10 protein-coding genes are annotated in these 13,235 nt (G+C 47.4%); 8 read left to right on the forward strand and 2 right to left on the reverse strand.

From position 1 onward, the window contains the following. Positions 1 to 941: FGGY family carbohydrate kinase (locus tag ACTIE6_RS04070; RefSeq protein ID WP_439555410.1), on the reverse strand; the 941-nt coding region annotated here is incomplete at its 3' end. Between the two features lie 450 nt (positions 942 to 1,391). After that, positions 1,392 to 2,114, reverse strand: a complete 723-nt coding sequence (locus ACTIE6_RS04075; protein ID WP_439555411.1) for an NUDIX hydrolase — start codon at positions 2,112 to 2,114, stop codon at positions 1,392 to 1,394. A gap of 217 nt (positions 2,115 to 2,331) precedes the next feature. On the opposite strand from ACTIE6_RS04075, the gene ACTIE6_RS04080 reads away from it, so the two are divergent. From ACTIE6_RS04080 to ACTIE6_RS04115, 8 genes are all read left to right on the forward strand, one after another. Further along, positions 2,332 to 2,916, forward strand: a complete 585-nt coding sequence (locus ACTIE6_RS04080) for an RNA polymerase sigma factor (RefSeq protein ID WP_439555412.1) — start codon at positions 2,332 to 2,334, stop codon at positions 2,914 to 2,916. A gap of 72 nt (positions 2,917 to 2,988) precedes the next feature. Further along, the gene (locus ACTIE6_RS04085; protein WP_439555413.1) at positions 2,989 to 4,008 is read left to right on the forward strand and encodes a FecR family protein; all 1,020 of its coding nucleotides are present in this window, start codon (positions 2,989 to 2,991) and stop codon (positions 4,006 to 4,008) included. Positions 4,009 to 4,157: 149 nt separating this feature from the next. Further along, positions 4,158 to 7,757 carry a TonB-dependent receptor gene (locus tag ACTIE6_RS04090; protein ID WP_439555414.1) on the forward strand — a complete coding sequence of 1,200 codons (3,600 nt, stop codon included), beginning with the start codon at positions 4,158 to 4,160 and terminating at the stop codon, positions 7,755 to 7,757. A 29-nt stretch (positions 7,758 to 7,786) separates the two neighbouring features. After that, entirely contained in the window at positions 7,787 to 9,523 is a 1,737-nt protein-coding gene (locus tag ACTIE6_RS04095; RefSeq protein WP_439555415.1) for a RagB/SusD family nutrient uptake outer membrane protein, read from the forward strand. A 37-nt stretch (positions 9,524 to 9,560) separates the two neighbouring features. Then, positions 9,561 to 10,793 (forward strand): metallophosphoesterase, encoded by a 1,233-nt coding sequence (locus tag ACTIE6_RS04100; protein ID WP_439555416.1) that lies wholly within the window; start codon positions 9,561 to 9,563, stop codon positions 10,791 to 10,793. A gap of 146 nt (positions 10,794 to 10,939) precedes the next feature. Beyond that, entirely contained in the window at positions 10,940 to 11,779 is an 840-nt protein-coding gene (locus ACTIE6_RS04105; protein ID WP_439555417.1) for an endonuclease/exonuclease/phosphatase family protein, read from the forward strand. Between the two features lie 89 nt (positions 11,780 to 11,868). Beyond that, positions 11,869 to 12,546 carry a hypothetical protein gene (locus ACTIE6_RS04110; RefSeq protein ID WP_439555418.1) on the forward strand — a complete coding sequence of 226 codons (678 nt, stop codon included), beginning with the start codon at positions 11,869 to 11,871 and terminating at the stop codon, positions 12,544 to 12,546. A 112-nt stretch (positions 12,547 to 12,658) separates the two neighbouring features. Then, on the forward strand, positions 12,659 to 12,973 hold the full coding sequence (locus ACTIE6_RS04115; protein ID WP_439555419.1) for a hypothetical protein: 315 nt from the start codon (positions 12,659 to 12,661) through the stop codon (positions 12,971 to 12,973). Positions 12,974 to 13,235 lie beyond the last annotated feature (262 nt).

Below are 13,235 nucleotides of genomic sequence, written 5' to 3' on the forward strand. Positions count from 1 at the left end.
TTGATCAGCAAATGCCCCGCTTCTTCGCTGGGTGCGATAAGCATATCGCAGGTGGAGGTACCTATCACTTTGCACAGCGAATAAGGTTCGATCAATGCACCCACTGCGCCCATGTGCGCATCAAATGCACCTACTCCGATGACAGTATCCGCAGGAATACCAAAACGCTGCGCCCATTTTTCCGAAATGGTACCCATCGGTTTTTCCGAAGTTTCAGTGGAGTCAAACAGCCGGTCGCGAAGTCCGTCGAGCAGCGGGTCAAGTTCTTTGAGAAATGCATTGGGCGGTAAACCGTCAAAATCCTGGTGCCACAATGCTTTGTGTCCGGCCGCGCAACGCGACCTTTTCAGGCGGAGCGGATCAGTGATTCCGGTGAGTTCCGCAGAAATCCAGTCACAGTGTTCCACCCACGAAAATGCTTTTTCCCGCACCTGCTGATCAACCCGGAGCGTGTGCAGGATCTTGGCCCAAAACCATTCCGAAGAATAAATTCCGCCGACATACCTGGTATAATCCTCGGTCCAGCTACGCGCCAGTCTATTCATTTCATCTGCCTCGGCATTTGCGGTGTGGTCTTTCCAGAGAATAAACATCCCGTTGGGATTATCTTCCATGCCCGGCAGCAAAGAGAGTGGCGTTCCCGATTGATCCACCGCAACCGGCGTGGAGCCAGTAGTATCAATTGAAATGCCGCGAACCGCAGCCCGCGCTTCGGCCGGCGCTTGTTCCAGTGCCGCCAGCACTGCATTTTCCATACTTTCCAGATAGTCCAGCGGGTGCTGCCTGAACTGCGAACGCGCAGGATCGCAATACTTACCCTGTTTCCAGCGCACATATTCCTGCACCGCAGTGCCCACCTGCTTCCCCGAATGCGCATCCACCACCAGCGCCCGCACCGAGTCAGTTCCAAAGTCAATTCCAATTACATAATCTTGTTTCATAAAAACGGTTTAGGATAATTCAGAGCAATAAGACAGCATTATTTGATTTATCAGCTAACAAATATAAATAAATTTGTTTCTGGTGTAAGATTGACACAATTCAATTTTGAATGAGTGAATGATTGAATGACTGAATGACTGAATGACTGAATCCGCCGTGGAACGGGACTGAATGAGTGAATGAGTGAATGTGTGAATTTTGAGTTGCGAGTTAGTGAGTTAGTGATTGAAATCAATTTTGAATCCGCCGTTGACGGGAGTGAATTAATTTAAATTATTGAATCAAGAATTTGCTTACTCTCAGTTCTATGACGCGTATTAAATAATTTACTCCTAAAAAATACAATTATTCGGTCATTCAGTATTCAATCATTCAAAATTCACTAACTCACTAACTCACTAACTCACTAACTCAAAACTAATTCATTCAATCATTCAGTCATTCAAAATTCATTCACTAATTCGCACTTCCACCTCCTTCATCGAATCCGGCATGAAGTTCCAGAATGAATGGAATTTGGCTCTGTATTTGTCGGTGTCGAGCTTGTATAGGGTTGCTTTTTTGGTGGCGCTGTTGTTGTTCTTGTCGCCAGTGTCGATCAGCAGTCCGGTGGAAAGGAGCTTGCGGCTGAAATTCCGGCGGTCGATGGGGATGTTGTAAATGGCCTCGTAAAGTTTTTGCAGCTGCGGGATAGTAAAACGTTCGGGCAGCAGCTCGAAGCCGATCGGGTGCAATGCAGCTTTGTATTTGAGGTGTTCAATCGCGCGGACTACCATTTGTTCGTGGTCAAAAATCAGTTTAGGACGATTTTCCAGCACAATCCACGATGCATTATGATTTTTCACCGCCTCCGAATCATGGTCATCGATCTTGATCAATGCGAAAAAAACTACCGAAACCGTCCGCTCACCCGGGTCGCGGCTCGCCTTTCCGAAAGTTTCCAGTTGCTCCACATAAATGTTTTTGAGTCCGGTCAGGTTATAGAGAATGCGCGCGGCACCTTCTGATAAATCCTCGTCGTGATTGACAAACCCGCCCATCAGGGACCATTTTCCTTGTTCGGGTTCGAAATTCCTTTTAATGAGCAGCAGCTTGATGTCCTTTCCGTCGAAACCGAAAATGATGCAGTCGATGGCCACGAGAATACGCGCGGCCTGGGGGTAATTTTTCATGGGCTAGATTATGGAGGTAATGCTTTTTCCTGAACAGAGCTATAAATATTAACCCTAAATGGATCGTCTCAGCCTTGTTCATGTTAATTTTTAATTAATAAAGTAAAAAAAAGAAAGAGATTACTTAATCTGCTCAGACAGGTCGTAATAATTTTATTTCCGAATTTTGCAAACCTTCCCAACTGAGTAATAGTCAGACTTCCAGGCGATCTTCATTATGAACCACATTTACACGAGCTGTTCCGATGAAAATATCCTTGCGCTGATCCGCGAGCAGGATGACGAGCTCGCATTTGAAGCGCTTTACAGCCGTTATTTTAAAATGCTGTTCAACTATGCTTACAGCAAGGTAAACGATCAGTTTGCAGCTCAGGAGATCATTCAGGAGCTTTTTGTAAACCTCTGGCAGCAACGCAGGAACCTGAATGCAACCTGCTGCCGCTCTCTCCTTTTCACTATTACCAAAAGGCAGATTATTTCTTTTTACCGGAAAGAATACACCCGGCTTCGCCACTACGATCAATGGAAAGCAGAACGCATTGAGGTAGATGATACAACGGACCAGCCGGTATTATTGGCAGATCTCCAGAACAGGTATGAACAGGGATTGCACCTGCTTCCGGCCAAATGTCAGGAGGTGTTTGTGCTCAGTCGCCAGGGTTTTGCCAACAAGCAGATTGGTGAGCAGCTCGCCATTTCTGAAAAGACTGTCGAGGCACATATTACCCGCGCACTCAGGGTTTTAAGGTCGCATTTGAAAGAGCACATGATCACCGCATTGATAGCTTCCCTAATTTTTTAATAAAATCTGCAGGACTGACTAAGGGTTGCGTTTCCGGCACGCGACTTCATGGTATAAACCATCAGTCCAGAAATGAAGCCAGCCGGAATCTACCCTTCCTTACTACAAAAGTACCTGCTAGACGAATGCACCGAAGCCGAAAAGGCGCAGGTGGAGGCGTGGTATGAATCGCTGCGCGGGGATACAGAATTCCTGGACGCTTTCGGGGAGGAAGAGCAGCTGGAAATTAAAAACGAGACTTTCCGCGGAATAAAAAGCCGCATGGACCCCGAAGAAGAAGAAAAACCGCCCCGCCGACTGAACCTGGCCTGGCTGGTCGGAATTGCTGCTTCCATACTGCTGGCGATAGGCATTTACTTTCAGTATCCTGTAAAACAACAGGAAGGTGAACCGGAGATTGCAGCCGAATTTCAGAAACACTCGCTGCAACTGACCACTTTTAAAAACAATGAAAAACGAATTGTGATGCACCGGCTGCCCGACAACAGCTCAGTGTCCCTGCATCCCGGCGCGGTGATTACCTATCCGCAGCAGTTTGAAGCGAAGCGGCGCGCTGTTACCTTTTCAGGAGAAGGTTTTTTTGACATTCAGAAAAATCCGTCGAAACCATTCTATATAGAAAGCGGCAAACTGGTGATCCGCGTCCTGGGTACCAGTTTCAATGTAAAGGCGCCCGTTTCCAGGGAAGTGTTTCAGGTGGATGTTGTTACGGGAAGTGTGTCGGTACTGGCTAAAAATACTGGCGGGACTTCTCAGCAGGTCATTTTGAAGCCGCAGGAACAGGCACTTTTTGAGCTCGCTTCGGGCAGACTGACTGCACGACAGATCGTACTTCCGTCACGAAAACCCATTTACGAACCAGTTACAATTGTTTTTGAAGAAACCCTGGTAAACCAGGTGATAGCCCAGCTTGAAAAGCGATTCAAGGTGAATATCAGCCTGACCAACCCGGGAGTTGCCCGATGCAGCGTGACCGCGAACTTCGAGTCGCAGCCGCTGAGCAGTATCCTTGAAATGCTCTGTACTACCCTGGATGCCAGCTATGTAATTTCCGGAGAAAACATCACCATTAATGCAATGCCATGTGACTAGCCTGTAAAAAGACCTGCAATTAACCCACATTAAAAAAACCGAAGGTGTACCACCACCTCCGGTTCCAAGATCCCATCCTTTGTTCTCGTACCACCGATCAAAAGGATGTTTTTTATCCAACAGTGCCTAACCATCAGACAATCAAAATTATGCAAAAAACAGTACGTAACAAGCCGCTCAATTGGCGAAAGATCATGCGCATTGGACTGCTTCAATGGATTCTTGTCACCCTTCTTGCGGGTGGCGGCTATGCGAAAGAGACTACGGCTCAATCGCTGCTCAGTAAAGATGTGACACTCAGTCTCAAAAATGTGTCCTTAAAGGAAGCCCTCAACCGCATTCAGGAAAAAGCGAACACACAATTTGTATACAGCAGCCGCGTTTCGGTGCGGGAGCAGGTCACGATTGATGTAAAAAATCAAAAGCTTTCCCGCGTACTTGACGAGCTGCTCACGCCACGCGGAATCGACTACAAGGTGATCAACGAGCAGATTGTTTTGGCAAAAACAAAGGCGACGAAAGAAGAGTCGCATCTCAACGAGCTGGAAGAAAAGCTGCAAGAGTATACCAAACCGCTTGATATCACTGTAAAAGGTACCGTTTCTTCGTCCGACGCGCAGGGTACGCTACCAGGCGTAAGTGTGGTGCTGAAAGGCAGTATGCAAGGTACTACCACCGACAATGATGGAAAATTTACATTAACTGTGCCAAACCCGGAGTCCGTGCTGGTATTCAGTTTTGTGGGCTACATTTCGCAGGAGGTGGTGGTAGGAAATCGCTCCGAAGTGAATGTGACTTTGAAAACAGACGACAAAGCACTTTCGGAAGTAATCGTAGTGGGTTATGGAACGCAGAAAAGGGTGAACCTCACCGGCGCAGTGAGCCAGGTCACTTCGAAAGATCTGGAAAACAGGCCACTCAACAATATGTCGCAGATCCTGCAGGGAATGGTGCCCAACCTGAACATTACATTCGGCTCGGGGCAGCCGGGATCGGGTGGTAACCTCAATGTACGCGGCGAAACTTCCATTAACGGCGGCGGGCCGCTTGTGCTGATCGATGGTATCCCGGGTGATATCAACCGCATTAACCCGGGTGATGTGGAGTCTGTTTCGGTTTTGAAGGATGCGGCAGCTTCGGCGATCTACGGAGCGCGCGGTGCATTCGGGGTGATTTTGGTAACTACTAAAACAGCCAAAAGCGGCAAAACGAGCGTTTCTTACAGCAACAACTTCGGTTGGGGAAAACCGACGGTAAGTACTGACTTCCTGACAAACGGCTACGAGCATACCATGCTCAATGACGAAGCTTTTAAGCGGGCGACCGGCAATACTTACACGCGCTACTCGGAGGAAGACTACGCTGAGCTGGAAAAAAGAAGGTATGATAAAACCGAAAACCCGGAGCGTCCGTGGACTGTCGTGAAAAATGTGAATGGAAAAGATATTTACAACTACTATGGCAACTACGACTGGTGGAACACGATTTTCGATATGCGCGAGCCTTCGATGCAGCATAACCTCAATCTTTCGGGAGGAAATGAGAAAGTCAATTATTTCCTGTCTGGTTCGGCTTTTCAAAAGGATGGAATTATGCGGATCAATACCGACCGTTTCAATTCCTATACTTTACGCACGAAAGTAAATGCGCAGCTGACGCCCTGGCTGAAAGTGAGCAACAATACCCAGTATTTTGATTCAAAATATAAATATCCGGGACTGGAAGGCGGTGCAAACTCCAACTTCGTGGCCATTACCGTACATGCAATGCCGGCATATGCGCCGCGGAATCCCGACGGAACTGCCACTTATAATACTTTGAAAAACAACTACTCCATTGGGGATGGTTTGTTTGCCAATTTACTAAAAGGAGTTGCGGGTGGTGAGAAGAAAGTACACGAGCTGACGACCATCAATACGGTAACCATGGATTTTACCAAAACCTGGAACCTGGTCGCCAATCACTCCTACTCTTTCTACATCGCCGACGATTGGTACCGCTCTGCTGTGGCGCAATATTCCATTCAGCCGGGCATTATGACACCGGTTCCTAATTACAACACAGACCAGATGAAAAAAACTTTCTGGTTTGACCCGATGAATGTGACGAACCTGTACACTTCCTACAACCAGACCCTGGGCAAGCATTACTTCGGTGGAACACTGGGTATGAACTACGAAAACAAGAAACACCAGCGACTATATGGCGCGCGTAAAAACCTGCTTTCGGAAAGTTTGAACGATCTTGACCTGGGTACCGGCGAGCAGCTGACCGAAGGTGGATCTTACCAGTATTCATTGTTCGGTGCATTCTTCCGCGTGAATTACGATTATATGGGCAAGTACCTGCTCGAAGTGAATGGGCGATATGACGGTACTTCGCGCTTTGGTGAAGGAAGAAGATATAGTTTCTTCCCTTCTTTTTCAGCGGGTTGGCGGATCAGTGAAGAAAAGTTCTTCGAGCCTGTGCGGAATGTTGTGAATAACCTGAAAATAAGAGCTTCGTACGGAACATTGGGTAACCAGCTACCTTCTAACAACAACTCGTCGAGCTACTATCCCTACATTTCTACAATGCCTACTTCGTTGTCGAACTGGATGACAAATGGGCAAAAACTGAATTATGTCAACAATCCAAACCCGATATCTTCAAACCTGACATGGGAAAAGGCTACGACTTCCAACATCGGGCTTGATGCGGATTTGTTTAAAAGCAAGCTTAACCTCTCGTTTGATGCTTATATCAGGAGAACGACGGATATGTTGATCCCGGGAAAAGTACTGCCCATGGTTTACGGGGCCACAGTTCCTACACAGAATGCAGGCGACCTGGAAACAAAGGGATTTGAGCTGTCTATCAACTGGCGCGACCAGTTTAAGCTGGCAGGTAAATCATTCTCTTACAATGCGTCCTTCATTTTGTCTGACTACAAAGCCAAAATTACCAAATTCGATAACCCGAATAAAATCTTGTCAAACCGCTACGTGGGCCAGACAATCGGTGAAATGTGGGGTTACTCCATTGATGGTTACTTCAAAACAAATGAAGAAGCACAAGCTTACACCGTTGACCAGACGCTCGTGAACAAGCAGCGATTAAGCGCGCCGGGTGAATGGAGCAAGCTGCAAGCGGGCGATTTGAAATTCATTGACGTAAATGGCGACGGGAAGATATCCGAGGGAGCGAATACACTGGCTGATCACGGCGATTTGAAGATCATTGGAAACACAAGTCCGAGGTTCCGCTACGGTATCAACCTGGGTGCTTCGTGGGGCGGGTTCGACTTCTCTGCATTGGCGCAGGGTATCCTCCGGAAAAACTGGTACCCGGGTGCAAATGCGGATAAATTCTGGGGACCTTACTCGCGCCCGTATTATTCATTTATCCCAAGAGAATTTGAAAAGGATGTGTGGACTCCTGAAAATACGGATGCTTACTTTCCTATCCTGCGCGGCTACACGGCACTGAATGGCGGCGGCGACCTGAATGCAAGAAACGATCGCTACGTGCAGAATGTGGGTTACCTCCGTTTGAAAAACGTGGTGATCGGCTATACCATTCCTGCCAGTATTACAAAAAAAGTACGCATTCCGAATGCCCGGATTTACGTGAGCGGCGAAAACCTGCTCACCTACACGCCACTCAGGACCAAGTACATTGACCCGGAACAATTTGACGGCGACGGTACCAATGGGCGGACTTACCCGCTTGCCAAAACGTATTCAGCTGGTTTGAGCATCAATTTCTAATCCGGTTTTCCAAAATTCAAGATACTGTTATGAAAAAGTTAATCGCCATTATAGTAATGGGAATCGGCCTCGCCTCGTGCGACCTGAACCGGCTCCCTATGGACGCCATTTCTCCCGAAACTTTCTTTAATACCGAAAATGACCTTTTGCTGTACACCAATTCATTTTACAACATGCTGCCAGGCGCAGAAGATGTGTACAACGAGGACGTGGACAATGTGGTGAAAAACAGTTTGCGCGACGAGTTACAGGGTACGCGCATTGTGCCTACGAACGGCGGCGGGTGGACGTGGGGTAATTTGAGGAACATCAACTACTTCCTGGCCAATTCCGGCAAATGCCCGGACAAAAATGCAGTCGCGAAATACAATGGGATTGCCCGCTTCTTCCGCGCTTACTTTTACTTTAATATGGTAAAAAGATTTGGCGATGTACCCTGGTATTCGGCCACGATTGAGGTGGAAGATCAGGATATGCTGACCAAACCGCGTGACCCGCGCACACTGGTCATGGACTCCGTGATGGCCGACCTCGAATATGCTACGCTTGCGCTCGGCGCTACCACAACCAAGCAGGTTAATACGATTACGAAATGGACGGTGCTTGCATTGAAATCGCGCGTTGGCCTTTATGAAGGCACTTTCAGGAAGTACCACACCGAGTTCAAGCTCCCGGATTCCGAAAAATTCCTGGATGCAAGTATTGCCGCATCGCAGGATATTATGACAAACAGCGGGTATTCCATTTACAAAGCAACTCCCGAAACTGCTTACCTGAAATTGTTTTCATCAGACAATGCGATTGCGGAAGAAATTATCCTCGCCCGCGATTTCAGTGACGAGTTGCAGGTTTACCACAACCTCAATTATTACACAATGACAGCTTCCTACGGGAAACCTGGTTTGGAGAAAAAGCTCGTTAACAGTTACCTGATGAAAGACGGATCCCGGTTTACTGATATCAAAGGTTACGAAACGATGCAGTTTTTTGAAGAAACCCAGAATCGCGACCCGCGCCTTTCGCAGACGATCCGCACGCCGGGCTACACGCGCATTGGTGAAACTGCCCAGCTTGTCCCTGAATTTGGCGCTACTGTGACGGGATACCAGTTGATCAAGTTCGTGTCGGAGCCTAAATGGGATACTTTCAACAAGGATATTACGGATATGCCGATTTTCAGGTATGCCGAAGTGCTGCTGAACTATGCGGAGGCAAAAGCCGAAAAAGGTACATTGACGCAGGAAGATCTGGAAATGTCTACCAAACTCACCCGTGACCGCGTGGGCATGCCGAACATTAATATGGTGAATGCCAATGCAAAACCAGATCCATCCCAGGCGCAGATGTATACCAATCTGAGCGGGAAGAATGCAGGTGTGCTCCTGGAAATCCGCCGCGAAAGAAGGATAGAGCTGGTCATGGAAAATTTCCTGAGATGGGACGATATCATCCGCTGGAAAGAGGGACAGCTGTTGACAAAACAATTCAAAGGGATGTACTTCCCTGGTCCGGGCAATTACGATCTTGACAAAAACGGCAAGGTGGATCTCGTGATTTATGAAGGTACAAAACCAACCGTTCCCGGGGCTCAGCTGCTGAAACTAGGCAGCGAAATCCTGCTTGAAAATGGCAACAAAGGCGGTAACATCGTCGTAAACGGGCATATCACCAAGAAGTTCGATGAGAATAAGGATTACCTTTACCCGATCCCAAAACAGGAGCGGCTGCTTAATACCAATCTGACCCAAAACCCTAACTGGGAATAAAATACCAAAACCTGCTATTCCTAAATCCTTAATAATTATGCTTTCAGACAGAAGGTCTTTTCTTGAAAAAATGTCGCAGATCGGCGCATTGAGCTTACTTCCGCTCAGTGCGTCACAAGCCTCGGCTGCATTGGATAACAATGCGGCAGCGGAGGAAAAAAACCATTTCGTTGCCGGTCCGTACCTGCAAAATATGGGTACCGACGAGTTGACAATTATGTGGATCACGCATAAAAACTGTTTCAGCTGGGTGGAGTACGGCCAGGGCACTTACACCAGCATGCGCGAGTTTGGCTATACAAACGGGCTCATTGAAGCCAATAACCGCATTAATAAAATCACCCTTAAAAACCTCAAACCCGGGACAGAGCACAAATACAAGATTGTGTCCACGGAGATAACAGGCTACAAAGGTTCCAGGGTGGAGTTTGGCGAGACGATTTCAAGTGCGCTGCTGAGCTTCAAAACGCCGGCCGAGAATGAGGAAGAATTCAAGATGGTTATTTTCAACGACATTCACGACCGTCCCCAGATTATCCCGCAGCTGCTTTACCGTCACGGCTACACAGGCAACACGCGCGACTACGATTTTGTAGTTTTCAATGGCGATTGTTTCGACTGGGTTTCAGAAGAACAACAAATGATCGATCACCTGATCAAACCCTGCGTGGATATCTTTGCTACTGAACTCCCATTCATTCTGACACAGGGTAACCACGAATGCCGCGGCAGTTTTTCACGCCACATTCCTGATTATTACGCATATCCTGAAAACAAATACTATTACGCATTCACGCGCGGGCCGGTCAGGTTTGTGGTACTTGATTCAGGTGAGGACAAAGCCGACGATGCCGTGGATTACGGCGGACTGATCGCATTTGACCGCTACCGCGAAACGCAGAAAAAGTGGCTGGAAAAAGAAGTGGAATCCGCCGAGTTTAAAAAAGCGGATTTCAGGGTTGTGCTGATCCACATTTCACCTTACCATTCCGGGGATTGGCATGGTACGTTGCACTGCCGCCAGGTTTTCGGACCGGTTTTAAACAAAGCCAAAATCGATTTACAGATCTCCGGTCACACGCACCGCTACATGACGCACGAGCCCGACGCCGACCACAATTTCCCGATCGTCATAGGCGGCGGCCCATTGGAAGGCAAGCGCACATTGATCAAGCTGCACGCGACGAAAAAGCAGTTAGACCTAAAAATGATCCGCGATGACGGGGAGGTTGTAGGGAAGTTTTTGATTGCGAGAAAAGGGAAAAGTTAACACCTTTGTCGCGGTGTCACAATACCTTGTCACCCTGAGCGCAGTCGAAGGGCGGGCGACCTCGCTACTCCCTTCGACTGCGCTCAGGGTGACAAGGTCTTCGTTCAAAGCACATTTAAATATAGTTATTACAAAAATCCACATTCATGAAACGCTTAATCTTTCCTTTCCTCCTGCTCTTCGCTTTATCCACCGCCACCTTCGCCCAAAAGGGCACCATTAACGTGGCGAGCTACAATCTTCGGTACAATACTTCCAATGACGGCATTAATGCCTGGCCAAACCGGAAGGAGAATGTAAAAGCGCTGATCCGCTTTCATGAATTCGACATTTTTGGTGTGCAGGAAGCATTGGTCGGTCAGCTGAAAGATGTGGCTGAGCTGCCGGAATTTGCATACTACGGAAAAGGCCGCGACGATGGAAAAGAGGGTGGCGAGCACTCGGCTATCTTTTACAAAAAAGATCGGTTTAAACTGTTGAAATCGGGTGACTTCTGGCTGAGCGAAACGCCTGATAAACCAGGCAAGGGCTGGGATGCAACCTGCTGCAACCGGATCTGCTCGTGGGGCAAGTTCCAGGACCGCGACACCAAAAAGGAGTTTTTCTTATTTAATGTGCATTTCGACCACCAGGGCGTGGAAGCGAGGAAACAGTCGGGACAATTGATGGTGAAAAAGATCAGTGAAATCGCGGGTAAAGCGACCGTATTCCTCACCGGTGATTTTAATTCAACACCGGAAACAGAACAGATCAAGGCAATTCAAGGGATTTTGAGCGACGCGCATGAAGTCACCAAGCAGGCTCCTTACGGACCTGAGGGGACTTTCAACAGCTTCAAATTCGACGCCAAAATGGATAAGCGCATTGACTATATTTTTGTAAGCAAGAATGTGGATGTTCTTAAATATGGTGTTCTGACAGACGCCAAGGAACAACGCTATCCTTCTGACCACCAGCCTGTCGTGATCAAGGCGCACATTAAATAGTAACTGGAAGTCTTTGCGAAAGTTGGGTGCGGTAACAAACTGCGCCCAACTTTTTTTCGTTACAATAGGCCAAATGTCAGCCCGGATCCATGCTCAAAAGCTTACTGCCTTTTCTTTTTGTTGTGGCTGCCCAGCTTGCTTCTTTTTCCCAAAATGTAAAAATCAGTATCATATCGCCTCGCGTGCTGAACGACCGGCACGCTATTTTGCTGACGCGCGAAAAAGGGTTTGCGGCAGTGGTACATTCCATTCAGCTCGGCTTTGATACCACGCACCTGAAAATGGACAAAAATCTCTTACCTGACCTGTACCAGTTGCAGGTTTCCCAACTCAAAGGTTCACTTACATTCTTTTTTGAATCGGGAACGGTGATCAGGCTGGATACCGGAAATGTTTCAAGATCAGTTGTTACCAACTCCCGCAGTAATTTGGAATGGCAGCTTTTTAATGACAGCATTCAAAAACCTTCCGACATAAAGACTAATAAATGGGTAGTGGAAGAAGCGCGCGCCAGGAAGAAAAATCAACAGGACAGTACCAGATACTGGCTCGAAAAACAGCGCATAGAAAGAGAAGACCTGCTTGCGGAAACTGCTGCATTTATCCGCAGAAATCCACATTCCTATGTAAGCCTTTACCTGCTGAAAATCAATTGGTACGTACTTAAAAACCTGGGCCTTTTTGAGCTACTGGATAAATCCCTGGCTACCCACCGCAACTACGCACTCCTGAAAGCTAAAAGGCAGGAATATTCAGGAGCCAGATAAATTGGCTTTTCAGCTAAGATCCACTCGCTTTTCACAGCATTTTACCCTGGTATGTTTTTAGTAGTAATTCGGTCACATGCATCGTAATTTGTACAACTAATTCTATATTACCATGAAACTTGAAAGCGAAAGGCGGCCGGTAATTACATTGAGTAATGAAAGCTTCAAACATTATCTCATCCAAAGATATGGTGCCAATTCTGAGGAGCCCTGGCGTAAGCTTTTCCACGTCTCTCAGGAGCTCATTTCTCCCGATACCTGGATCAGGTTGTATAACCGGGCTAAGGCTGACCTCGAAAGTTCAGGTGGCTGCATTACCGGCTATGAGGTTGTTGACGACGAACTCGTCAGCCACGAAGTAATCGGCACTTACTGGCCCGGCAACTGTATGTGGGTAATGCAGTTCGACCATAACCAATCAAATTAAACATGTATTGTGCGACCGGTTTTATCTGCAAAAAGGCGGGCTGCTGTTATTCCAGCGGCCCGTTTTTGTTGGTTATGGCTTGCTCAGATTTATTTTAAGTAAAGAAAAACAAGGTACAACCTTTCAGGTATGTCCGCACCTCTTTGACTTGGAATGTATAGGAACAATCCGCCTGGTGGATCCACACCAACCAACCTTTTAATCCGCAACAATGAGAAATTCACTTGCTCTCCTGGCATTTTTATTCGCCCATGTTTCCGTT

The organism is Dyadobacter sp., assembly GCF_051859145.1.
Taxonomy (GTDB): domain Bacteria; phylum Bacteroidota; class Bacteroidia; order Cytophagales; family Spirosomataceae; genus Dyadobacter.